This is a genomic window from Pseudomonas sp. RIT411 (assembly GCF_003057735.2).
Taxonomy (GTDB): domain Bacteria; phylum Pseudomonadota; class Gammaproteobacteria; order Pseudomonadales; family Pseudomonadaceae; genus Chryseomonas; species Chryseomonas oryzihabitans.
Genome location: NZ_QBIZ02000009.1, coordinates 148,448 through 171,656 on the forward strand (window position 1 = coordinate 148,448; position 23,209 = coordinate 171,656).

Consider the following 23,209-nt stretch of genomic DNA (forward strand, 5'->3'; position numbering starts at 1 on the left):
GCAGGCGGATGGGTCCGTCACGGCGCCTCCGGCAACCCGAGATAGCGCGGCAGCAGTACCCGGATGCGGGTGCCCTGGCCGGTCACGGGGTCGGTAGGACTATCGATCATTATCTGACCATAATGCTCTTCTACGATGGAATAGACCAGCGCCAAGCCAAGCCCCGTCCCCTTGCCCGGATCCTTGGTGGTGAAGAAGGGTTCGAACAGCCGGCTGACGATGGCCTTGGGAATGCCGCTGCCCTCGTCCTCGACGCTCAGGGTCACGGTCTGGCCCTGGGCCTCGCTGCGCACCCGGATCGGCGCACCGGGCGGCGAGGCGTCCCGGGCGTTGGACAGCAGGTTGATCATCACCTGCACCAGCCGCTGGGGATCGCCCTGCACCAGGTGTTCGGGATCGCAGAGATTGAAGAAGTCGACGTCCACGCTCTGGCGGTTGAGGGAGAGCAGGGCGATGGCCTCCTGGGCCGCCTCGGCCACGCACACCGGTTCGTGGGCCTGCTGGCGACCGCCGGCATGGGCGAAACTCATCAGCGACTGGACGATGCGGGTGATGCGCCGAGTCTGCTCGATGATCTGGCTGCTGATCTCGTCGATCTCTTCGTCCGCCTCGCGCTCCTCGCGCAGGTTCTGCGCCAGGCAGGCGATGCCGGTGACCGGATTGCCGATCTCGTGGGCGACGCCCGCGGCCAGCCGGCCGATGGAGGCCAGGCGCTCGGAGTGGATCAGGCGGTCTTCCAGCAGCTGGGTCTCGCTGATGTCTTCCACCACCAGCACCGTGCCGTTGCTGCCCACCGCCAGGGGTTCGTCGATGGTCGCCTTGTGCAGGTTGAGCCAGCGCTGCTCGTGTTCCTGGGGCAGCCGCTGCTTGTAGAGGTGCTGCTGCGCCGGTTCGGCGAGAAAGCGCTCGAACAGGTCCTGCCAGGGATCGGGCAGGGCGCTCAGGCGCGAACCCACCACCCGGGCGCCGTCGATGCCGGTGAGCTCTTCCATGGCGCGGTTCCACATGAGGATCTCGCGGTCACGCGCCAGGGAGCAGACGCCCATGGGCAACTCCTGCAGGGTCTGGCGGTGATAGCGGCGCAGGGCGTCCAGCTCGGCGGCCAGGCCGGTCAGGCGCGACTGGTAGTCTTCCAGGCGATTCTCGATGAAGTGGATGTCTTCGGTGGCATAGGCCTCGCTTTCCGCCTTGAACGGCAGAAAGGTCTCGACGATGTCCTGGGCGACCCGCGGACCCATCAGGCCCGAGAGGTTGGCCTCGATGCGATCGCGCAACCGGCGCAGGGCATAGGGGCGCCGTTCGTCATAGGGCAGCAGCAGATCGGCCAGGGCGCGCTCGACTTCCTTCTGCGCGGTCTTGGCGCCCAGCGGCTTGGCCAGCTGGGCGGCGAAGTCCTGGGGCGAGCTGGCCGCCAGTTCGCGGCGCTGCGGACGGCGGACGTTGTCCACGGCGCAGGCCTCGGCGGCGCTCTTCTCTTCTTCGCTGGCCTCGGTGAAGAGCGAGACCAGGGCGAACACCAGCACGTTGACGGTGAGCGAGGCCACGGCGGCGAGGTGCCAGTTGCTGGCGCTGATGCGATAGCTGAAGACGCCGATGTGCAGCGGATTGATGTCGGCCACCAGCGGCATGAGCATGCTCAGGAACCACAGGCCCAGGCCGCACAGCAGGCCGGCGATGAAGCCCTTGCGATTGGCCGTCTGCCAGTAGAGCACCGACAGCGCACCGGGCAGGAATTGCACGGTGGCGACAAAGGAGACGATGCCCAGGCTGGAGAGATCGCCATGGCCCTGCAGCAGGCGATAGAAGCCATAGCTGCCGAGGATGATGGCGGCGATCAGCATGCGCCGGGTCATGCGCAGCCAGCGATAGATGTTGCCGTCGGTGGGCGGCTGGTAGAGCGGCAGCACGATGTGGTTGAGCAGCATGCCCGACAGCGCCATGGTCACCACGATGATCAGGCCGCTGGCCGCCGACAGCCCGCCGACGAAGGCCACCAGCGCCAGCAGCGGATTGTCCAGCGCCAGGCCCACGCCCAGGGTGAAGTACTCCGGCGGCGTCGGCGAACCCAGCGCCAGGCCACCCCAGAGAATCGGCGGCACCGCCAGGCTGATCAGCAGCAGGAACAGCGGCAGGCCCCAGCTGGCACTGACCAGCGCCTGGGGACTGAGATTCTCGGTGAAGGCCATGTGGTACATGTGCGGGGTGACGATGGCCGCGGCAAAGAACACCAGCAGCAGGATCCGCCAGGGACCTTCCTGCAGCGGGGTGTGCAGGGTGGAGAGGGCGCTCTGGTTCTGCTGCAGCCAGGTCTCCAGGCCGTTGGGTCCGCCGAACACGGTATAGAGGGTGACGCCGCCGACGATGCCCAGGGCCAGCAGCTTGACCAGGGATTCGAAGGCGATGGCCACTACCAGGCCCTCGTGGCGTTCCTTGGAATTGATCTGGCGCGCGCCGAAGAGCATGGCGAACAGGGTGATCAGCAGGCAGAAGCCCAGCGCCGGGGCGTCCTGGGCGCGGGCCTGCACCAGGATGCCGGTGCTGGTGGCCACCGCCTGGATCTGCAGCGCCAGCAGCGGCAGCACGGCGATCAGCATGCCCAGGCTGGTGAGGGCGCCGGCCCAGGTGCTGCGGAAACGGAAGGCGAAAAGATCGGCCAGGGACGCCAGCTGGTAGGCACGGGTCAGGCGCAGGATGGGATAGAGCAGCACCGGCGCCAGCAAGAAGGCGCCGCACAGGCCCAGGTAGTAGGCGAGAAAGCCGTAGCCGTAGTCGTAGGCCAGGCCCACGGTGCCATAGAAGGCCCAGGCGCTGGCGTAGACGCCCAGCGACAGGGTGTAGATCAGCGGATGGCGCACCAGCCGGCGCGGCACCCAGCCCTTCTCGGTCATCCAGGCGACGCCAAAGAAGATCAGCAGGTAACCGGCGCTGATCAGCACTAGTTGGGACAGACTAAAGCTCGTCGGCATCGCGCTGGCTCTGCAGGATAAAGGTCACCACGATGAGGATGAGCCACAGCAGGTAGGGGCGATACCAGGCGCCGCTGGGAGCGATCCACCAATCCATGATGGCGGGGGAGAACAGATAGATGCCTACCACGAGGAGCAGGACCAGCCGGTAGATGTACATGCGCGGTTCCCGAACGGCGATGGCGCCATGGTAATGCAAAAGCGCTGTACCCCGGAGAGGGAGGCCTCTACCGTGAAGGCTTCTTTCCTCGCCGGAGTTCGCCGATGACCAGACCCCGTCTCGCCGCCGTGCTGGAAACCGCGCTCTATGTCGCCGATCTGCTCCGGGCCCGGCGCTTCTATGAAGAGCTGCTGGGGCTCACGCCGATGTTCGCCGATGAGCGCCTGGCCGCCTATGCGGTGGGCGCCAGCGTCCTGTTGCTGTTCCAGCGGGGTACTACCGAACAGCCCGTCAGGCTGCCGGGCGGCTGCATTCCGCCCCATGGCGCCCAGGGCTGTCAGCACCTGGCCCTGGCCGTGGCGGCGGATGAGCTGGAAGCCTGGGCCGCACAGCTGGTGGCTGCCGGGGTCGCCATCGAAGAACGCACCCGCTGGCCGCATGGCGCGATCAGCCTGTATTTCCGCGATCCGGATGGCCACCTGCTGGAACTGGCCACGCCCGGCCTCTGGCCCAACTACTAGTCCGGTAATCGGGCTTCGGCCAGGTGCGGCACCCGCGGGATCAGCGCGGCATCCCAGTGGGTGACGCCCCAGGCCAGCACCCCGGCCGGGGTTTCCCGGGCCAGCTCCGCATGCGTCGGCTGGCCCAGGGTGCGCAGGGCGCGCACCAGCAGGGCGCCGGCCTGCTCGGGTGGCAGCGGCGGCGAGCGGTAGCTCTTGCCCAGCTTGTGGCCATCGGGCTGGATCAGCAGCGGCACGTGCAGATAGCGCGGCGCCGGATGACCGAGCAATTCCTGCAGATAGAGCTGGCGGGGCGTCGAGTCCAGCAGGTCGGCGCCCCGCACCACGTCGGTCATGCCCTGCAGGGCATCGTCCATCACCACCGCCAACTGGTAGGCGATCAGGCCGTCGCGGCGCTGGATGACGAAGTCGCCCACCTCGCGGCCCAGGTGCTGGCGGAATTCGCCCTGCACCCGGTCGACGAAGCGGTAGTCCAGCTCAGGGACACGGATGCGGATGGCGGCGTCCGTCGCCGGCAGGCCGCGATTGCGGCAGTATCCGGGGTAGAGGCCGCCACTGCCTTCGAGCTGCTTGCGCGAGCAGTCGCAGGCATAGGCCAGGCCGCTGGCCAGCCACTGCGCGATGACCGCGCGATAGGCGTCCAGGCGCTCGCTCTGGCGCAGCACCGGGCCGTCCCATTCGAAGCCGTAGGCCTCCAGAGTGGTGAGGATGGCCGCCTGAGCGCCGGGGACCTCGCGCGGGGGGTCCAGGTCTTCCATGCGCACCAGCCACTGCCCGCCCGCGGCGCGGGCATCCAGGTAGGAGGCGAGGGCGGCGACCAGCGAGCCGAAGTGCAGATAGCCGCTGGGCGTGGGGGCGAAACGGCCGACATAGGGGCGCCTGGACATAGCTCATCCTGTGAATGCCGGAAAAACCGAAGTCTGGAAAGAACAAAGGGCGCCGTAGCGCCCTCGTCGGTGAGGCAGCAGGACTCAGGTCCCGGTCTGCTTCTCGCGGATCTCGGCCAGGGTCTTGCAGTCGATGCACAGGCTGGCGGTCGGACGGGCTTCCAGGCGACGGATACCGATTTCCACGCCGCAGGAGTCGCACCAGCCGTATTCGTTGTCTTCGATCAGCTGCAACGTCTCGTCGATCTTCTTGATCAGCTTGCGCTCGCGGTCGCGGGCACGCAGTTCCAGGCTGAATTCCTCTTCCTGGGTCGCGCGGTCGGCCGGGTCGGCGAAGTTGGCCGCTTCTTCCTTCATGTGGTGCACGGTGCGATCGACTTCTTCGCGCAGTTCCTGCTTCCACTTGTTCAGAATGCCGGTGAAGTGGGCGCGCATGCGCTCACTCATGTATTCCTCACCCTTGGCAGGCTGGTAGGGTTCGTAGCCACGGGCCAGATGATTGTTCTGCTGATTTGCTTCGCTGGGCATGATTGACCCTCTCACTTTCGCTGATCCTGTCCACAGGCTGGATGCGTTTCCAGGCCTCTCCATGTTGGAACGCCCGGGGTCTGTGGCTGCCGATGGCGTCCCGCGCAATGCCGACGCCAGGCTGAATATGTTCTCGACTGGCCAGTCGCCCTGCGGATGCAAGCCGGCGAACTTACCAGAAGCTTCCAGGGGGCGCTACTACTGGCCTCCCGCTCCTTGCCGACGCGGCGGATGCCGGTCTGCGAAGCCTTGGTTAGAATCCCGCCTTCGCCACAAGTTCGGACCCCCTCCATGTCCAATTCCTACAGCGCGCGCAGCCAGGCCATCGAGCCCTTCCATGTGATGGCCCTGCTGGAGCGCGCCAACCAGCTCCAGGCCGCCGGGCATGACGTCATCCACCTGGAAATCGGCGAGCCCGATTTCACCACCGCCGCCCCGGTGGTAGCGGCCGGCCAGGCCGCGCTGGCGGCCGGTCAGACCCGCTACACCGCGGCCCGCGGCCTGCCGGAGTTGCGCCGCGCCATCGCCGCCTTCTATGGCGAGCGCTACGGCGTCGACCTGGATCCGGAACGGGTGCTGATCACCCCCGGCGGCTCGGGCGCCCTGCTGCTGGCCAGCGCCCTGCTGGTCGATCCCGGGCGTCACTGGCTGCTGGCCGATCCCGGCTATCCCTGCAATCGGCACTTCCTGCGCCTGGTTGAAGGCGCGGCCCAGCTGATCCCGGTCGGCGCCGAGACCCGCTACCAGCTCACCCCCGAGCTGGTCGAGCGGCACTGGCAGGCGGACAGCGTCGGCGCCCTGGTGGCCTCGCCGGCCAATCCGACCGGCACCCTGCTGGATCGCGACGAACTCGCCGGGCTGTCGGCCGCCCTCAGGGCACGTGGTGGTCACCTGGTGGTGGACGAGATCTACCACGGCCTGACCTACGGCCTGGACGCCCCCAGCGTGCTGGAGGTGGACGACTCGGCCTTCGTGCTCAACAGCTTCTCCAAGTATTTCGGCATGACCGGCTGGCGCCTCGGCTGGCTGGTGGCGCCGCGCGCCGCGGTGCCGGAGCTGGAAAAGCTGGCGCAGAATCTCTACATCAGCGCCTCCACCGTGGCCCAGCAGGCGGCCCTGGCCTGTTTCACCCCCGAGGCCATGGCCATCTTCGAGGAGCGTCGCGCCGAATTCGCCCGCCGTCGCGACTACCTGTTGCCGGCGTTGCGCAACCTGGGCTTTGAGATCGCCGTCGAGCCCCAGGGCGCCTTCTACCTCTATGCCGACATCGCCGCCTTTGGCGGCGACGCCTATGCCTTCTGCCAGTTCCTGCTGGAGACCGAGCACGTCGCCATCACCCCCGGCCTGGATTTCGGTCGCCACCGCGCCGACACCCATGTGCGCTTCGCCTACACCCAGTCGCTGCCGCGCCTGGAAGAGGCCGTCGCCCGCATCGCCCAGGGCCTGCAGCGCTGGAGCGCCCGGTGAGATTCGAGCCGCCCCTGGAAGAGGGTCGCCTGCTGCGCCGCTACAAGCGTTTTCTCGCCGACATCGAGACCGCCAGCGGCGAGGTGCTGACCCTGCACTGCCCCAATACCGGCTCCATGCTCCACTGCCAGCCGGCGGGCGCCCGCGTCTGGTTCAGCCGCGCCAATGGTCCCAAGCGCAAGCTGCCCGGCACCTGGGAGTTGGTCGAGACGGATCACGGCCGGCTGGCCTGCATCAATACCGCCCGTGCCAATCGCCTGGTGGAGGAGGCCTTGCTGGCCGGTGGCATTCCCGAGCTGGCCGGTTTCACCGCCCTGCGCCGGGAGGTGGCCTACGGGCTGGAGAACAGTCGCGCCGATTTCCGCCTGGAGTATCTCGCGGGGCCGCTGTACCTGGAGGTCAAGAGCGTCACCCTGGGCTTTGCCGACACCGCGATCGCTGCCTTTCCCGACGCCGTGACCACCCGTGGGGCCCGTCATCTGCGCGAGCTGGCGGCCCTGGCCGCGGCCGGTGAGCGGGCCGTGCTGCTCTATTGCGTCTTGCTCGACGGCATCGAGGCGGTACGCCCGGCCGCGGAAATCGATGCCGCCTATGCCCTGGCCCTGGGCGAAGCCCGTCGCCAGGGTGTGCAGGTGCTGGCTTATGGGGCACGGCTCTCGCCCGCGGGCCTGCAGCTGGACCGACCGCTGCGCCTCGCTGACTAGGCAGTCACAAAAAGCTGATCGCCCGGACAGGATCTGGCAGGCGCCTTGCTTACGGATATCGCCCATCGATCGCCGCTATCGGGTGATCCTGTCAGGAGTCCTTTGATGATCTCTGTGTTGGGCATGCTGTTGCTGGTGGCCATCGCCATCCTCTTTTCCCGCCAGCGGCGCGCCATTCGCGTGCGTACCGTGCTCGCGGCCTTTCTGTTGCAGGCGGGGCTCGGCCTGTTCGTCCTCTACATTCCCTGGGGCCAGCAGGTGCTTGGCAGCGTCTCCGGCGCCGTCTCTTCGCTGCAGCTCTATGCCGACAAGGGCATCGAGTTTCTCTTCGGCGGTCTCGCCGGACCCAAGATGTTCGAGTACTTCGGTAACGGTGGCTTCGTCTTCGCCGTGCGGGTGCTGCCCCTGATCGTCTTCTTCGGCAGCCTGATCGCGGTGCTCTACTACCTGGGCATCATGGGCTGGATCATCCGCCTGGTGGGCGGCGCGCTGCACGCCCTGCTCGGCACCAGTCGGGTGGAATCCACCACGGTCACCGCGACCCTGTTTCTCGGCCAGTCGGAAATGCCGCTGGTGGTGCGGCCCTTCATCGCCGATCTCACCCGCTCTGAGCTGTTCGCCATCATGGTTGGCGGTTTCGCCGCGGTGGCCGGTTCGGTGCTGCTGGGCTACGCCGGCATGGGCGTGGAACTCAAGTACCTGATCGCCGCCAGCTTCATGGCCGCTCCGGGCGGACTGCTGATGGCCAAGCTGATGGAGCCGGAGACCGAACAGCCGCGCGACCAGGCCATGAAGACCCTGGGGGAAGGGGAGGAGCGCCCGGCCAACGTCATAGACGCAGCCGCCGAAGGCGCCCAGGTCGGGCTGCGCATCGCCCTGGCGGTCGGTGCCATGCTGCTGGCCTTCATCGCCCTGATCGCCCTGCTCAACGGCATCCTCGGCTGGTGCGGCGCCTGGTTCGGCGTGCCGCAACTGAGCATGCAGCTGGTGCTGGGCTATCTGCTGGCGCCGGTGGCCTTCCTCATCGGGGTGCCCTGGAACGAGGCGGTACAGGCCGGTGGCTTCATCGGCCAGAAGCTGGTGCTCAACGAATTCGTCGCCTATGCCGACCTCTCGACCTATCTGGACCCGGTCAAGTCGGCAGCGGCGGGCGTCCAGCCGCTCTCGGCGCATACCCAGGTCATCGTCACCTTCGCCCTCTGCGGCTTCGCCAATCTCTCTTCCATCGCCATCCAGCTCGGCGGCCTGGGCGGCATCGCGCCCCAGCGGCGTCACGAACTGGCTCAGCTGGGCCTGCGCGCCATGCTCGGCGGCACCCTGGCCAACCTGATGAGCGCGGCCCTGGCCGGCTTCTTCATCGGCCTCTAGCTCGATGTCGATTGGACCATCCGGTCCACTTTATGGTGCACCGCTGGCCTGGGTGCGCCAAAACGTAACAGCGGATGACCGTGGCGTGCGCCTGCTTCGCCGCCACGGGTTGTCCGCGGCTTCTAAAGGCTTTCGCTCAGGAACCCTCCTCATGACGTTTTCCCGCCTCCGTCGCGTGCGCTTCGGCGCGCTACCGCTCCTGTTCTGCTGCAGCGCCCAGCTGCTGGCCGCTCCCGCCGTCGCCACTGACAGCGCCCAGGGCGAGACCGCCAGTCCCGCCGCGCAACAGACGGACAATCGCTCGCCCTATCTGTCGTCCTGGTACAACCAGGATCTGACCCTGATCGGCAGCAAGGACATCAGCTTCGGCCCGCAGCCCGTGGACGACGTCTATCTGGAGTACGAGTACTTCGGCCGCAAGGGGCCCTTCGAACTCTATGGCTACATCGACGTGCCCAGGGTACTGGGTATCGGCAACAGCCATGACTCCGGCGTCTGGGACCGCGGCTCGCCCCTGTTCATGGAGCACGAACCCCGGATTTCCATCGATCAGCTCAGTGGTCGCTCGCTAGCCTTCGGGCCGTTCAAGGAGTGGTACCTGGCCTTCGACTGGATCTACGACCACGGCAGCAGCCGGGCCAGTCGGCAGAACACCCTCTACGCCGGCTTCGGCACCGATATCGAGACCCATACCCCGGTGCTGCTGTCCGCCAACCTCTACGGCCGCCGCCAGTGGGAAAACTATGGCGCCGCCAACGAGAATTCCTGGGACGGCTATCGGGCCCAGCTCAAGTACATCTGGCCGCTGGCCAAGTTCGACAACGGTGCCTCCCTGACCTATGTCGGCTTCACCAACTTCGATTTCGGCTCGAAGCTGGGCGACGAGCCGGGACGTACGGCCAATGCCACTGTATCCACCAATGTGCTGCTCTATGCCTTCACCCACCTGCGCTTCATGTTCGCTGCGCGGCATTTCCACAATGGCGGCAACTGGCGCGACGGCACCGAGCTGAACTTTGGCGAGGGCGATTTCGAGGGCCGCTCCAACGGCTGGGGCTACTATGCGGGGGTGGGTTATCAATTCTGATCTGGAGACTGTCATGAGCACCAACCTGCCTGCGCACCTGGCCGCACTGCTTCCGCAAGCGGTCGCTGCGGCCGAGCGCGCCTACTGTCCGCATTCGGAATTTCCCGTGGGCGCCGCCCTGCTGACCGCCGAGGGCGAAGTCATCCATGGCTGCAACGTGGAAAACATCTCCTACGGCCTGACCAACTGCGCCGAGCGCAGCGCCCTGTTCGCCGCCATCAGCCGGGGCCTGCCGCCGCGCAGTTTCACCGCCATGGCCATCCATGCGCCGGGCGTTCCCCTGATCAGTCCCTGTGGCGCCTGTCGCCAGGTGCTGCTGGAACTGATGGCGCCCGACGCGACCATCGTCTGCAGCGGCAGCGAACCCGGCCGTACCCGCACCTGGACCCTGGCCGAGCTGCTGCCCGGCGCCTTCGACGACTTCTAAGGAGTCCGCCCATGTGGCTTGCCCAGGAGGTGATCCGCCAGAAGCGCGATGGCCTGGAACTCACGGCTGCGGATCTTCAGCGACTGGTCCGCGGCATCGTCGACGACAGCCTTAGCGAAGGCCAGATCGCCGCCTTCGCCATGGCCACCCTGCTGCGCGGCATGACCGCCGCCGAGCGCACCGCCCTGACCCTGGCCATGCGCGACAGCGGCCAGGTGCTGCGCTGGGACCTGCCCGGGCCGGTGGTGGACAAGCATTCCACCGGCGGCGTGGGCGATCTCACCAGCCTGGTACTGGCGCCGCTGCTCGCCGCCTGTGGCTGCCACGTGCCGATGATCTCCGGGCGCGGCCTGGGCCACACCGGCGGCACCCTGGACAAGCTGGAGAGCATCCCCGGCTATCGCATCCGGCCTGGCCTGGCGCGCTTTCGCCAGGTGGTGGCCGAGGTGGGGTGCGCCATCGTCGGTCCGGACGCCGATCTGGCCCCGGCCGATCGCCGCCTCTATGCCATCCGCGATGTCACCGCCACGGTGGAATCGGTGGACCTGATCACCGCCTCCATCCTGGCCAAGAAACTGGCCGCCGGCCTGGACGTGCTGGTCATGGACGTCAAGACCGGCGGCGGCGCCTTCATGGCCGAGCGCGACGCGGCTCTGCGCCTGGCCGACAGTATCGTTGAGGTCGCCGAAGCCGCCGGGGTCCGGACTCGCGCCCTGGTCACCGACATGGGCCAGCCCCTGGCGCGCAGCGCCGGCAACGCCCTGGAGGTGGAGGAGGCCATCGCCCTGCTGGCGGGCGAGGTACGCAGCGAGCGCCTCTGGCAGGTGATCCGGGCGCTGGCCGAGGAAACGCTGCAACTGGCCGGACTGGCCAGGGACGCCGCCACCGCCGAGCGCCTGGTGCTGGAGGCCTGGCAGAGCGGCGCCGCCCTGGCGCGTTTCGCGGCGATGAGCCTGGCTCTGGGCGGCCCGTCCGACCTGACCGAGCGGCCCTGGCAGCATCTGCCCCGGGCTCCGGTGGTGCGCGCCGTCCATCCGGCCCGCTCGGGCTGGGTGCGGCAGGTGGATACCCGCGCCCTCGGTCTGCTGGTGGTTGAACTGGGCGGCGGGCGGCAACGTCCGGAGGATGAAGTGGATCCGGCGGTGGGTCTGGCCGGCCTGGCACTGCCCGGCGAGTGGGTCGACGAGCACCGGCCCCTGGGGGTGATCCATGCCGGCGACGCCCAGAGCGCCGCGCGGGCTGCCCAACACCTGCAGCTGGCCTATGGCCTGGGGGAGGAGCGGCCGGCCGATGCCGTGCCCGTCGTGCTGGATCGGCGCTAGCGCCGGATTCCAGACAAAAAAAGACCCGGCAGAGCCGGGTCCAAAACCGTGATTAGCCTGATGAGGAGATAACCCGAAAGACCAACTGCTGGACCTTCAGTTATCGACCGGTCTCGCGACCGGCTGAGTTGAATAATAACAATTCTCATTCCATCGTCAAGCGTATTCGAGAATATTTCTTAATTACCGCTGGAAGGTCGCTCTTGGGCACCGCGCAGGCGGGTGACCTCCTTGTTCAGGGTGTCGATATGGCGCGCCATGTTTTCGATCAGGCTGTGGGCGATGCGCGGGGTGGTCTCCATCAGGGAAACGAACTGATCCTGGGGGATCACCAGCACGGTGCAGACGGTCTTGGCGATGACGCTGGCGGTACGAGGCGTATGGGTGAACACCGCCAGGGCGCCGACGATCTCGTCCTGGCAGACCTCGCCGACCTTGCAGCCATCGACCCAGGCCTCGGCATGGCCTTCGGTGATGACGAAGACATGCTCGGCGGAATCGCCCTGGCGGATGATGACCTCGCCGGCGGCATAGCGACGAAAGCCGGTGGCTGGCTGGGTGACCGGCGGCTTGAGCCGGATCAGCGCCTGGGCCAGCAGCGATTGTTGACCCAGCATGTACCTCAGCAGGGCATCGCGCTGGACCGGCGTGGCGGTGGCCGCCGCGAGAAAGGTCTCGCGGTCGTAGGGCAGCACCCGCACGTCGGCCTCGCTCTCGTAATTGAGGATCGGCAGATCCAGGGTGCGCCCCAGGCCGATCAGGTCGCCCTCGCCGAGCTGGAACAGCGCCCGCTGATCCAGGACCACCCGCAGCGGGCCACGCTGGATCAGATAGACCTCGTCATTGCGCATCCAGTCCTGTAGCAGGGCGGCAGGACTCAGCTGCAGGGGCTGCCGACTCGGCGCCACACCACTGACCAGTCGCGCCGGAATGGCCTGCAGCGCCTGACGCAACTGATCGACATAGGGAGGCTGATCGCCGATGAGGTACATGGTGCCAATTCCTTCTTGTTACGCAGAGGTTGTGACGTGGGTCGCACGATAAGCCGCTCGTCGGCGACCGTAAATCCACAACTCCACGAGCTGTGACGGAACGCTTGTTCTGCCCCCCAGGAGGTCGTGGTCAGGCCGGGGCGCGACCCAGGCGGCGCAGCAGGCGAGCCGGCAGGGCCTCCAGCTGTCCGGCGCGACCCAGCTCCACCACCAGCGCCCGATCCTGCTCGGCGGGTTCGAGCGGATCCTGGGCCTGGCGCTGGGCTGCCACCACCGCGAGGGTGGCTTCGGAAGGATCGGTCCCCTCGGCCTGGCGCTCCTGCAGCCAGCGGGCGATGAGTTCGTCGTCCGCCTGGCAGTCGATGATCAGCAGGGGGGCGGCCTGGGCTTCGGCCAGGGCCTGGGCCGCGGCGCGCTGGGCCTGCTTGAGGTAGGTGGCGTCGAGCACCAGCGGATAACCGGCCGCCAGCACCTGGGCGCCGATCTCGTGCAGGCGCGCATAGGTGGCTTCGCCGGCTGCGGCGCTGTAGCGGGTGGCCTCGTCGCTGTCGGCATAGAGGCGCTGGCGCTCGACATCGGATCTCAGGCGAATGGCGCCGAGCGCCTCGACCAGGGCCAGGGCCACGGTGCTCTTGCCGATCCCCGACACCCCGTGCATCACCGCCGCGAAGGGCTGGGGCACCTGGGTATAGCCTTCGGCCAGGGCCGTGTAGCTGCGATAGCTGGCAAGGATCTCGGCCCGCAGCGCCGGCTCCTCGGCCTGGCCGAGGCGGAAGAGGGCGATCTTGGCGCGCACCATGGCGCGATAGGCCTTGTAGAAGTCGAGCAGGGCGAGGCCGCTGTAGTCGCCGGTCGCCTCGAAGTAGGCATTGACGAATCTGTTGCTCAGGGCCTTGAGGCCGCGATCTTCCAGGTCCATGGCCAGGAAGCCGGCATCGCCCATGGTGTCGGTCAGGCGGAAGGGCTCGTTGAATTCGATGCAGTCGAACAGCACCACCTCGCCGTCGAGCAGGGTGGCGTTGGCCAGGTGGATGTCGCCATGGCATTCGCGGATGAAGCCGTCACGGCAACGCGCCTCGAACAGCGGCAGCAGGCGCGCGTAGCTGGCTTCGGCCCAGGCTTCCAGCTGGTCGAGCTGCCGGAGATCGGCCGCTTCGCCGAGCATGGCGCGGATCTGCTCGAAATTCTGCCGCACCGGCGCCATGGCGGCGTCCGGGGTGCACAGCGGATGCTCGGTCCCTACCTGGGGTGCGGCCAGGTGGAAGCGGGCGATCTGTGCAGCCAGGGCGTCGATGTGCGCCTCGGTCAGCTCGCCGCGCTGCTGCACCTCGCTGAGCAGCTGGCTCTGGGGGAATTCGCGCATGCGTAGGGCGTATTCGATCACCGGACCGCTGCCGCCCAGCTCGGGAGCGCTTTCGCTGCCGGTGATGGCCACCACGTCCTGGTAGAGATCGCGGGTCAGGCGCTGGTTGAGGCGCAGCTCCTCGCGGCAGAAGTGGCCACGGGCTTCCAGGTCGGTGAAGTCGAGGAAACCGAAATTCACCGGCTTCTTGATCTTGTAGGCGACCTCGCCAGTCAGCACGACCCAGGAAATATGGGTTTCGATGACCCGGAACGCCGAGGTGGGATGGGGATAGAGCGCCGGGTTCTGCAGGGCGGAAATCAGGAGCTGGCTCACGGGCGGTCCTTGTAGGGAATGGATGGCGGCATTATCGCTGCCAGGGCGGTCCACGCAAGCCGCGACACCGGGAAGGGGCGTCCTTGAACCCCAGCTGACGAAGCGCTGGCAGGCCGCTGTCGGCCACCGGGCAAGTGCGTATAATGCGCCGCCATGAAGCGACCCCGATCCTCTCGTTCCCGCAAGCGCAAGACCTTTGACTGGCGCCGCCTGTCCGGCTGGGCAGTCAAGCTTGGTCTGGTCGCACTGGTAGCCCTGGCTGGCGTATGCATCTATCTGGATGCCGTGGTCCAGGAAAAATTCTCTGGCAAGCGCTGGACCATTCCGGCCAAGGTCTATGCCCGGCCGCTGGAATTGTTCAATGGCGTCAAGCTCAGCCGTGACGACTTCCTCACCGAACTCGATGCCCTCGGCTATCGCCGCGAGAAGACCGTGGACGGCCCTGGCAGCGTCTCCGTGGGCGCCTCCACGGTCGAGCTGAACACCCGCGGCTTCCAGTTCTACGAAGGCGTCGAGCCGGCGCGGGCGATCCGTGTGCGCTTCGCCGGCGGCACCGTCTCCGGCGTCAGCGCCCTGGATGGCAGCAATCTGGCCGTGGCCCGCCTGGAACCGCTGATGATCGGCGGCATCTATCCGGCACATAACGAGGATCGCATCCTCATCAAGCTCGACCAGGCGCCGCCGCACCTGGTCGATGGCCTGGTGGCCGTCGAGGACCGCGAGTTCTGGCATCACCACGGCGTCTCGCCCAAGTCCATCGCCCGGGCGGTCTGGGTCAACGCCACCAGCGGCCAGGTGCGCCAGGGTGGCAGCACCCTGACCCAGCAGCTGGTCAAGAACTTCTACCTCACCAACGAGCGCAGCATCACCCGCAAGGGCACCGAAGCCCTGATGGCGCTGCTGCTGGAGCTGCACTACAGCAAGCAGGAGATCCTCGAGGCCTACCTCAACGAGGTGTTCCTCGGTCAGGACGGCTCGCGCGCCATCCACGGCTTTGGTCTGGCCGCCCAGTACTTCTTCGGCCAGCCCTTCAGCGAGCTGAAACTGCATCAGGTCGCCCTGCTGGTCGGTCTGGTGAAGGGCCCGTCCTACTACAACCCGCGCCGCTACCCCGAGCGCGCCATGACCCGCCGCAACCTGGTGCTCGACCTCATGGCCGAGCAGGGCGTGGTCAGTGCCACCGAGGCGGAAGCGGCCAAGGCTCGGCCGCTGGGCATCACCAAGGCCGGCAGCCTGACCAACAGTTCCTTCCCGGCCTTCGTCGACCTGGTCAAGCGCCAGCTCAAGCAGGACTACCGCGACGAAGACCTCACCGAAGAAGGGCTGCGCATCTTCACCAGCTTCGACCCCATCCTGCAGACCAAGGCCGAAGCCGCCATGGGCGAGACCATGAAGCGCATCGACGGCCGCAAGGGTGCGGAAAACGTCGAGTCGGCCATGGTGGTGACCAATCCGGAAACCGGTGAGGTCCAGGCGCTGCTGGGTGGCCGCGATCCACGCTTCGCCGGTTACAACCGCGCCCTCGACGCGGTGCGCCAGGTCGGCTCGCTGATCAAGCCGGCGGTCTATCTCACCGCCCTCGAGCGCCCCAGCAAGTACACCCTGACCACCCTGATCCAGGACGAGCCCTTCTCGGTGAAGGGCGCCGATGGCCAGGTCTGGCGGCCGCAGAACTACGAGCACAAGGCGCACGGCACCATTTTCCTCTATCAGGGGCTGGCGCATTCCTACAACCTGTCCACCGCGCGCCTGGGCCTGGACCTCGGGGTCCCCGAGGTGCTCAAGACCGTCGCGCGCCTGGGCGTGAGTCGCGCCCTGCCGCCCTATCCGGCGACCCTGCTCGGCGCCGGTGCCCTGACGCCCATGGAAGTGGCGACCATGTACCAGACGCTGGCCAACGGTGGCTTCAACACGCCGCTGCGCAGCATCCGCAGCGTGCTCGACGCCAATGGCGAGCCGCTCAAGCGCTATCCCTTCCAGATCGAGCAGCGCTTCGATACCGGCGCCATCTACCTGGTGCAGTACGCCATGCAGCGCGTCATGCGCGAAGGCACCGGGCGCTCGGTCTACAACCAGATCCCCACCAGCGTGAACCTGGCGGGCAAGACCGGCACCACCAACGATTCCCGCGACAGCTGGTTCTCCGGCTTCAGCCAGGATCTGCTGGCGGTGGTCTGGCTGGGTCGCGACGACAACGGCAAGACGCCCCTGACCGGTGCCACCGGCGCCCTGCAGGTCTGGAGCAACTTCATGCGTCGCGCCGATCCGGTCTCCCTGGACATGCCGGTGCCGGACAACATCACCCAGGCCTGGGTCGATGCCACCACCGGGCGCGGCACGGATCCCTCGTGTCCCAACACCGTGCAGATGCCTTATATTCGCGGCAGTGAGCCGCCACCGGGCGCCTCCTGTGGCGCGCCGGCCGCACCCGCTGCCGGCGGCAACGGCAACGGCGGCAATCCGGTCATGGATTGGGTCAAGGGTTGGTTGAATTGAGAGGTCCCAAGGTGACGAAAGCAGTCTGGCCGGTGATGATCGCCGGTGTTCTCCTCGCCGGTTGCGCCGCGCCGCAGCGTGGCGCCATCCCCGTGGTCGATTCCGGTGGTCCGGTGTCCAACGGCGAACTCTATCGCCAGGGCAACAACCGGCCCCTGCCGGCGCAACGTCAGGCCCCCGTGGCCGCCGCGCCCAGCGCGCCGGCCGATTCCGGGGTGACCGTCATGGTGCCGGGCGGTAGCTCCGCACCCCTGGAAACCTATGCCGCGCCGGCGGCCTCGGCGCCGCTGATCACCTCGTCCAGCCCCAGTGCGCCGCCCGCCCAGGCCCCGGTGCAGCCGAGCTATTCGCAGCCGGTCTATCCGCCCGCCACCCCGAGTGGCTCCGCGGCCGCCAGTACGGCGCCGACCGGCATTCCCGCCACCGGCAATTCCAGTGGCGGCGGCCTGGCTGCCGACGAACAACTCGACGGTCCGGTGCTGGCCCTGTTGACCACCGCCCAGCAACAGCAGAGCGGCGGCGATCTCAACGGCGCCTCCTCGAGCCTGGAACGCGCCCAGCGCATCGCCCCGCGCGAGCCCCAGGTGCTCTATCGCCTGGCCCAGGTGCGCCTGGCGCAGAACGATCCGGCCCAGGGCGAGCAACTGGCCCGGCGCGCCCTGACCTACGCCAATGGCCGCCCGGCCCTGCAGGCCAGTCTCTGGCAACTGATCGCCCAGGCCCGCGAGGCCCAGGGCGATGCCTCCGGCGCCGCCCTGGCCCGGCAGAAGGCGCAGGTGGGTACCTGATGGACGAGCGCCTGCCCGCCCTGGCCGATCAGCTGCTGCAGATCGAGCGTGAATTGCGCCTGCTCGGCTGGTGGTCGGCGCAGGCGCCCAGCGCAGAAGCCCTGGCCAGCCAGGAGCCCTTCTGCGTTGATACCCTGAGTTTCGCCCAGTGGCTGCAGTGGATCTTCGTGCCGCGGATGAAGCTGATCATCGAGAGCGATGCGGCCCTGCCGGCGCGCTCGGGCATCCGGCCGATGGCCGAGATGGTCTACCAGGGCAATCTCGACCCCGTCCTGCCCCTGCTTGCGTCCCTGGCCGAATTCGACCGCATCATCGAAAGCGCCTGAGTTACTTGCCGCAGTTCTGCTCGATGGACAGCTGGGTCTCGGCCAGCCTCTGCTGACGTTCCTCTTCACTCAGCCGCCGCGTCTCGCCCCGCCCGGACTGCACCAGGATGCGCGGATTGTTGCGCAGTTGCGCCAGATTCTGGCGCGCCTGATCGCACTGCTCCTTGAGCTGGTTCTGCTGCTCGCGCACCTGCGCCTTCACCCGGCGATCCAGTTCCTGCTGCTGGGCATCATTGGACACCGATGGCTGCTGGGCACCGTTGGGCATCTTGTAGGTGGGTGCAGTGCCACTGCCATTGATCTGCGGCGCCGTCTTCACGTCCACCTCGTTGGCCTTCTGGCCCTCGGGCGGCTGGGCACTGAAGTGGGTGACACCCTTGTCATCGGTCCACTTGTAGACCTGCGCGGCCTGGGCGGACAGGCTGCAGGCGAAAGCCAGGGCGGAAAGCCAGAAGATCGAGCGCATGGGAATCCTGGAAGGGGAGAGGACAGGACTTCACTATAAGAGGAGACGTCGACCTTTTCATCACGACTGATCGCCGACGACCGATTGCGCCCGGTTGCACCTTTCGGCTTGACTTGCACGGGTCGAATGCGAACAATCCAAAGTTCGCTGTAGCGAGTCGGCCCAAAGCTGACTGCTCGGCAGACCATGAGGTGCCTACCCGCGCCGCCACAGTCAAATACCCTGCACCGCGTTACCTCGCGTCGGGTGGAAGCTCCAGCATTCATCGGAATCTTCCAACAAGGCTTTCTAGGCAGCTGAATCGTCGGTGACCACCGTCGCCCATGCTCTGCCTTGCAGTCAACCGAACCTTGAGCGTCCACCGATGGGCGCTCGCCATGCGTGGAATGAGGTGATACGTGGAGCTATTAACTGGCGCTGAGATGGTCGTCCGCTTCTTGCGCGACGAGGGCGTGAAACACATCTACGGGTACCCGGGCGGTGCCCTGCTGCACATCTACGACGCCCTGTTCAAGGAACCGGCGCTCAACCACATCCTGGTTCGTCACGAGCAGGCCGCCACCCACATGGCCGACGGCTATGCCCGCGCCACCGGCAAGGCCGGCGTGGTCCTGGTGACCTCCGGCCCCGGCGCGACCAATGCCATCACCGGCATCGCCACCGCCTACATGGACTCCATCCCCATGGTGGTCCTGTCTGGCCAGGTGCCGAGCAACATGGTGGGCACCGACGCCTTCCAGGAAACCGACATGGTCGGCATCTCCCGGCCGATCGTGAAGCACAGCTTCATCATCAAGCACCCCTCCGAGATCCCCGAAGTCCTCAAGAAGGCCTTCTACCTCGCCGAGTCCGGGCGTCCTGGTCCGGTGGTGGTCGACATCCCCAAGGACATGGGCGATCCGACCAAGAAATACGAATACGTCTATCCGAAGAAGATCAAGCTGCGCTCCTACAATCCGGCGCAGCGCGGTCATTCCGGGCAGATCCGCAAGGCCGTCGAGATGCTGGTGGCGGCCAAGCGCCCCATCCTCTATGCCGGTGGTGGCGTCATCCTCGGCGGTGCCTCCGCGGCCCTCACCGAGCTGGCGCGCCTGCTCAACCTGCCGGTCACCAATACCCTGATGGGTCTGGGCGCCTACCCGGGCAGCGATCGCCAGTTCCTCGGCATGCTCGGCATGCACGGCAGCTACCAGGCCAACCTGGCCATGCACCACAGCGACGTCATCCTCGCCGTGGGTGCGCGCTTCGATGACCGCGTCATCAACGGTGCCACGCGCTTCTGCCCGAACGCCAAGATCATTCACGTCGACATCGATCCGGCCTCGATCTCCAAGACCATCAAGGCCGACGTGCCCATCGTCGGTCCGGTCGACAGCGTCCTCGCCGAGATGGTCGCCGTGGTCCGCGAACTGAGCGAGAAGCCCCGTGCCGAAAACCAGGCCGCCTGGTGGAAGCAGATCGAGGAGTGGCGCGGCGGTCGCGAGATGTTCCCCTACGACAAGGGCGACGGCAGCATCATCAAGCCGCAGACCGTCATCGAGACCCTGTACGACGTCACCGCGGGCGATGCCTACATCACCTCCGACGTGGGTCAGCACCAGATGTTCGCTGCCCAGTACTACCGCTACGACAAGCCCAATCGCTGGATCAACTCCGGCGGCCTCGGCACCATGGGCTTCGGCTTCCCGGCGGCCATGGGCGTCAAGCTCAACTTCCCGGACGCCGACGTCGCCTGCGTCACCGGTGAAGGCAGCGTGCAGATGAACATCCAGGAGCTCTCCACCTGCATGCAGTACGACCTGCCGGTGAAGATCGTCTGCCTCAACAATGGTGCCCTGGGCATGGTCCGCCAGTGGCAGGACATGCAGTACAGCAGCCGCTATTCCCACTCCTACATGGAATCCCTGCCGGACTTCGTCAAGCTGGCCGAGGCCTATGGCCACGTCGGCATGCGCATCGAGCGTCTGGAAGACCTCAAGCCGATGATGGCCGAGGCCTTCGCCATGAAGAATCGCCTGGTCTTCCTCGACATCGCCGTGGACAACACCGAACACGTCTACCCGATGCAGATCAAGGATGGCGCGATGCGCGACATGTGGCTGAGCAAGACGGAGCGGACCTGAACATGAGACACATCATCTCCCTGCTGCTGGAAAACGAGCCCGGCGCCCTGTCCCGCGTGGTCGGCCTGTTTTCCCAGCGCAACTACAACATCGAAAGCCTCACGGTCGCCGCGACCGAGGACCCGACCCTGTCGCGCCTGACCCTGACCACCATCGGCCAGGAAGAGACGGTCGAGCAGATCACCAAGAACCTCAACAAGCTCATCGAGGTGGTGAAACTGGTCAACCTGTCCGAGAGCGCCCACATCGAGCGCGAACTCCTGCTGATCAAGGTCAAGGCCACCGGCGCCCAGCGCGCCGAGGTCAAGCGCACCACCGATATCTTTCGCGGCCAGATCGTCGATGTCGGCAGCAGCGTGTATACCATTCAGCTGGCGGGCACCAGCGAGAAGATCGACAGCTTCATCCAGGCGATCGGCGCCGCGTCCATCCTCGAGGTGGTGCGTAGCGGCGTGACCGGAATTTCCCGTGGCGACAAAGCCCTGAGCATCTGATACCCCCTTTTCCAGGAGAACCTGCAATGCGCGTTTACTACGACAAAGACTGTGACCTTTCCATCATCCAGGGCAAGAAGGTCGCCATCATCGGCTACGGCTCCCAGGGCCACGCCCACGCCTGCAACCTGAAGGACTCCGGCGTCGACGTCGTCGTCGGTCTGCGCAGTGGCTCGGCCACCGTGGCCAAGGCCGAGGCCCATGGCCTGACCGTCAAGCCGGTCAAGGACGCCGTCGCCTCCGCCGACGTGGTCATGATCCTGACCCCCGACGAATTCCAGTCCAAGCTGTACAAGGACGAGATCGAGCCGAACCTGAAGCAGGGCGCCACCCTGGCCTTCGCCCACGGTTTCGCCATCCACTACAACCAGGTCGTGCCCCGCGCTGACCTGGACGTCATCATGATCGCTCCCAAGGCCCCGGGTCACACCGTGCGCTCCGAGTTCGTCAAGGGCGGCGGCATCCCTGATCTGGTCGCCGTCCACCAGGACGCTTCCGGCAATGCCAAGAACGTCGCCCTGTCCTACGCCTGCGGCGTCGGCGGCGGCCGTACCGGCATCATCGAAACCACCTTCAAGGACGAGACCGAAACCGACCTGTTCGGCGAGCAGGCCGTGCTGTGCGGTGGTGCGGTCGAACTGGTCAAGGCCGGTTTCGAAACCCTGGTCGAAGCTGGCTATGCACCGGAAATGGCCTACTTCGAGTGCCTGCACGAACTCAAGCTGATCGTCGACCTCATGTACGAAGGCGGTATCGCCAACATGAACTACTCGATCTCCAACAACGCCGAGTACGGCGAGTACGTGACCGGCCCCGAGGTCATCAACGCCGAGTCGCGCGCGGCCATGAAGAATGCGCTCAAGCGCATCCAGAACGGCGAATACGCCAAGATGTTCGTGGCCGAGGGCGCGTCCAACTACGCCTCCATGACCGCCTACCGTCGCAATAACGCGGCTCACCCGATCGAGCAGGTCGGCGAGAAGCTGCGTGCCATGATGCCTTGGATCGCGTCGAACAAGATCGTCGACAAGACCAAGAACTGATCGGGCAGGGCGCCAGCCCTGTAACGAGCGGTAAAGGACGCGGCCTCGGCCGCGTTTTTTATTGCACTGCCCACGACCCCGGCAATGCCTTAGCATGGGAGGTTAGGCTGAACCCTATCCTCAAGAGGTCAGTCCAATCCGTCAGGTAATGCCCAAGGAAAATCCATGAGCGAGCGTCCCGAAGAAACCCCGTCCAACACAGCCACCGACGGCCTCATCCCCGTGGATGAACACATCGAGGAGACGCAGGACGCCCAGGGGCGCAAGATCAGACGCCGTGGCGTGTACCTGCTACCCAACCTCTTCACCACCGCGGCGCTCTTTGCCGGCCTCTATTCGATCATCAAGGGTGTCGCGGCTCAGACCGCCTTCATCCAGGGGCAATACGACATCGCCTCCGCCGGCTTCTCGGCCGCGGCCGCCGCCATCTTCATCGCCATGGTGCTCGATGGCTTGGATGGTCGCGTCGCCCGCATGACCAATACCCAGAGCGCCTTCGGCGAGCAGTACGACTCGCTCTCCGACATGGTCGCCTTCGGTGTCGCACCGGCGATCCTGGCCTTCCAGTGGGCCCTGAGTGGTCTGGGTAATGTCGGCTGGGCCGTCGCCTTCATCTATGTAGCCGGCGCCGCCTTGCGTCTGGCCCGCTTCAACACCCAGATCGGCTCGGTGGACAAGCGCTACTTCATCGGCCTGGCCAGTCCTTCCGCGGCGGCCCTGGTGGCTGGTACCGTCTGGTGCTTCAGTGACTTCGGCATCCAGGGCTCCAAGCTGTCGCTGCTGGTCGCCCTGATGGTCGCTGCAGCCGGCATGCTCATGGTCAGCAACTTCAAGTACTGGAGCTTCAAGACCCTGGGCCTGAAGGGACGCGTCCCCTTCGTGGTCATCCTGATCGCCGTGCTGGTCTTCGCCGTGGTCTTTACCGACCCGCCGCGCGTCCTGCTGCTGGGCTTCCTGGCCTATGCGGTCTCCGGACCCTTCACCACCCTCTGGCGCAATCGCCGTATCGGCCGTGCCTAGCGGCATCGAGAGGGCTATAAGAAAGGGGCTGCGCGAGCAGCCCCTTTCTTTTTTTGGCCTTTCTGAAAATAACCTGTTGACCTGCTCTGAATCTCCCCTATAATGCGCCCCACTTCCGGCGCAGACGCTGAAGCGGCTTGAAAATCAAGCACTTAGGTCTGAGCCGGGCGAGGGGTCCACGGATTCTTCGCCATTTGGCTCTTACCTTCGGGTGACAGCGAAATGAAGCGGAGGGGGTTGACAGCGTCTTGGGATGCTGTAGTATTCGCCTCCCGCTGCCGAGATTGGTTCGACCGGTCAGGCAAGCGCAAGTGGTTGAGTTGAAACGAAAAAAGTTCAAATCAAC

The 23,209-nt window shown here is 66.4% G+C and carries 21 protein-coding genes; 14 read left to right on the top strand and 7 right to left on the bottom strand.

All coding sequences use genetic code 11. The features are described 5' to 3' along the window. Positions 1-17 precede the first annotated feature (17 nt). Both DBY63_RS14815 and DBY63_RS14820 read right to left on the bottom strand, forming a co-directional pair. Positions 18-2,966: a sensor histidine kinase gene (locus DBY63_RS14815; RefSeq protein WP_027597540.1), complete on the bottom strand. Its 2,949-nt coding sequence runs from the start codon at positions 2,964-2,966 to the stop codon at positions 18-20. Further along, positions 2,950-3,126 carry a hypothetical protein gene (locus DBY63_RS14820; RefSeq protein ID WP_007159707.1) on the bottom strand — a complete coding sequence of 59 codons (177 nt, stop codon included), beginning with the start codon at positions 3,124-3,126 and terminating at the stop codon, positions 2,950-2,952. The genes DBY63_RS14815 and DBY63_RS14820 overlap by 17 nt, the downstream gene beginning before the upstream one ends. Before the next feature lie 104 nt (positions 3,127-3,230). Here DBY63_RS14820 and DBY63_RS14825 point away from each other — a divergent pair, with 104 nt between their 5' ends. Continuing rightward, the gene (locus tag DBY63_RS14825) at positions 3,231-3,647 is read left to right on the top strand and encodes a VOC family protein (protein WP_108581579.1); all 417 of its coding nucleotides are present in this window, start codon (positions 3,231-3,233) and stop codon (positions 3,645-3,647) included. Here DBY63_RS14825 and gluQRS read toward each other — a convergent pair. Further along, positions 3,644-4,534, bottom strand: a complete 891-nt coding sequence (gluQRS, locus tag DBY63_RS14830) for a tRNA glutamyl-Q(34) synthetase GluQRS (protein WP_108581578.1) — start codon at positions 4,532-4,534, stop codon at positions 3,644-3,646. The two genes, DBY63_RS14825 and gluQRS, sit on opposite strands and share 4 nt — an antisense overlap. 84 nt (positions 4,535-4,618) lie before the next feature. Further along, positions 4,619-5,062 (bottom strand): RNA polymerase-binding protein DksA, encoded by a 444-nt coding sequence (dksA, locus tag DBY63_RS14835; RefSeq protein WP_007159704.1) that lies wholly within the window; start codon positions 5,060-5,062, stop codon positions 4,619-4,621. Positions 5,063-5,353: 291 nt separating this feature from the next. Here dksA and DBY63_RS14840 point away from each other — a divergent pair, with 291 nt between their 5' ends. The 6 genes from DBY63_RS14840 to deoA all read left to right on the top strand — a co-directional run bounded on the left by DBY63_RS14840 (position 5,354) and on the right by deoA (position 11,437). Next, positions 5,354-6,529, top strand: a complete 1,176-nt coding sequence (locus DBY63_RS14840) for a pyridoxal phosphate-dependent aminotransferase (RefSeq protein WP_108581577.1) — start codon at positions 5,354-5,356, stop codon at positions 6,527-6,529. Further along, positions 6,526-7,233 carry a DNA/RNA nuclease SfsA gene (sfsA, locus tag DBY63_RS14845; RefSeq protein WP_108581576.1) on the top strand — a complete coding sequence of 236 codons (708 nt, stop codon included), beginning with the start codon at positions 6,526-6,528 and terminating at the stop codon, positions 7,231-7,233. Before DBY63_RS14840 ends, sfsA begins: the two co-directional genes overlap by 4 nt. A gap of 105 nt (positions 7,234-7,338) precedes the next feature. Then, positions 7,339-8,601, top strand: a complete 1,263-nt coding sequence (locus tag DBY63_RS14850; protein ID WP_007159701.1) for a NupC/NupG family nucleoside CNT transporter — start codon at positions 7,339-7,341, stop codon at positions 8,599-8,601. A 151-nt stretch (positions 8,602-8,752) separates the two neighbouring features. Continuing rightward, the gene (locus DBY63_RS14855) at positions 8,753-9,688 is read left to right on the top strand and encodes a nucleoside-specific channel-forming protein Tsx (RefSeq protein WP_007159700.1); all 936 of its coding nucleotides are present in this window, start codon (positions 8,753-8,755) and stop codon (positions 9,686-9,688) included. Positions 9,689-9,701: 13 nt separating this feature from the next. After that, entirely contained in the window at positions 9,702-10,115 is a 414-nt protein-coding gene (locus DBY63_RS14860) for a cytidine deaminase (RefSeq protein WP_007159699.1), read from the top strand. Positions 10,116-10,126: 11 nt separating this feature from the next. After that, positions 10,127-11,437, top strand: coding sequence for a thymidine phosphorylase (deoA, locus tag DBY63_RS14865; RefSeq protein ID WP_108581575.1), 1,311 nt, complete (start codon positions 10,127-10,129; stop codon positions 11,435-11,437). A 179-nt stretch (positions 11,438-11,616) separates the two neighbouring features. On the opposite strand, the gene DBY63_RS14870 is transcribed toward deoA, so the two are convergent. Together DBY63_RS14870 and DBY63_RS14875 are read right to left on the bottom strand one after the other, a co-directional pair. Then, positions 11,617-12,429: a cyclic nucleotide-binding domain-containing protein gene (locus DBY63_RS14870; RefSeq protein WP_027597548.1), complete on the bottom strand. Its 813-nt coding sequence runs from the start codon at positions 12,427-12,429 to the stop codon at positions 11,617-11,619. A 130-nt stretch (positions 12,430-12,559) separates the two neighbouring features. Continuing rightward, a complete protein-coding gene (locus DBY63_RS14875; protein ID WP_027600754.1) occupies positions 12,560-14,107 on the bottom strand; it encodes a bifunctional aminoglycoside phosphotransferase/ATP-binding protein in 1,548 nt (515 codons plus the stop codon). 153 nt (positions 14,108-14,260) lie between these two features. On the opposite strand from DBY63_RS14875, the gene mrcB reads away from it, so the two are divergent. The 3 genes from mrcB to DBY63_RS14890 are packed head-to-tail and all read left to right on the top strand — an operon-like array spanning position 14,261 to position 17,717. Beyond that, entirely contained in the window at positions 14,261-16,603 is a 2,343-nt protein-coding gene (gene mrcB / locus DBY63_RS14880; protein WP_108581574.1) for a penicillin-binding protein 1B, read from the top strand. A gap of 35 nt (positions 16,604-16,638) precedes the next feature. Further along, the gene (locus tag DBY63_RS14885; protein WP_108581573.1) at positions 16,639-17,391 is read left to right on the top strand and encodes a hypothetical protein; all 753 of its coding nucleotides are present in this window, start codon (positions 16,639-16,641) and stop codon (positions 17,389-17,391) included. Then, complete coding sequence (locus DBY63_RS14890) at positions 17,391-17,717, top strand: YqcC family protein (RefSeq protein WP_027597552.1); 327 nt, start codon at positions 17,391-17,393, stop codon at positions 17,715-17,717. Before DBY63_RS14885 ends, DBY63_RS14890 begins: the two co-directional genes overlap by 1 nt. Before the next feature lies 1 nt (position 17,718). Here the strand turns inward: DBY63_RS14890 and DBY63_RS14895 are convergent, their stop codons facing one another. Next, on the bottom strand, positions 17,719-18,183 hold the full coding sequence (locus DBY63_RS14895) for a DUF4124 domain-containing protein (RefSeq protein ID WP_108581572.1): 465 nt from the start codon (positions 18,181-18,183) through the stop codon (positions 17,719-17,721). Between the two features lie 398 nt (positions 18,184-18,581). On the opposite strand from DBY63_RS14895, the gene DBY63_RS14900 reads away from it, so the two are divergent. The 4 genes from DBY63_RS14900 (at position 18,582) to pssA (ending at position 22,863) form a co-directional block, all read left to right on the top strand. Next, positions 18,582-20,306 carry an acetolactate synthase 3 large subunit gene (locus DBY63_RS14900; RefSeq protein WP_027597553.1) on the top strand — a complete coding sequence of 575 codons (1,725 nt, stop codon included), beginning with the start codon at positions 18,582-18,584 and terminating at the stop codon, positions 20,304-20,306. 2 nt (positions 20,307-20,308) lie between these two features. After that, positions 20,309-20,800, top strand: a complete 492-nt coding sequence (gene ilvN, locus DBY63_RS14905; RefSeq protein ID WP_007159690.1) for an acetolactate synthase small subunit — start codon at positions 20,309-20,311, stop codon at positions 20,798-20,800. Between the two features lie 26 nt (positions 20,801-20,826). Continuing rightward, entirely contained in the window at positions 20,827-21,843 is a 1,017-nt protein-coding gene (ilvC, locus tag DBY63_RS14910; protein ID WP_007159689.1) for a ketol-acid reductoisomerase, read from the top strand. Between the two features lie 165 nt (positions 21,844-22,008). Then, positions 22,009-22,863 (top strand): CDP-diacylglycerol--serine O-phosphatidyltransferase, encoded by an 855-nt coding sequence (gene pssA, locus DBY63_RS14915; RefSeq protein WP_007159688.1) that lies wholly within the window; start codon positions 22,009-22,011, stop codon positions 22,861-22,863. Positions 22,864-23,209 lie beyond the last annotated feature (346 nt).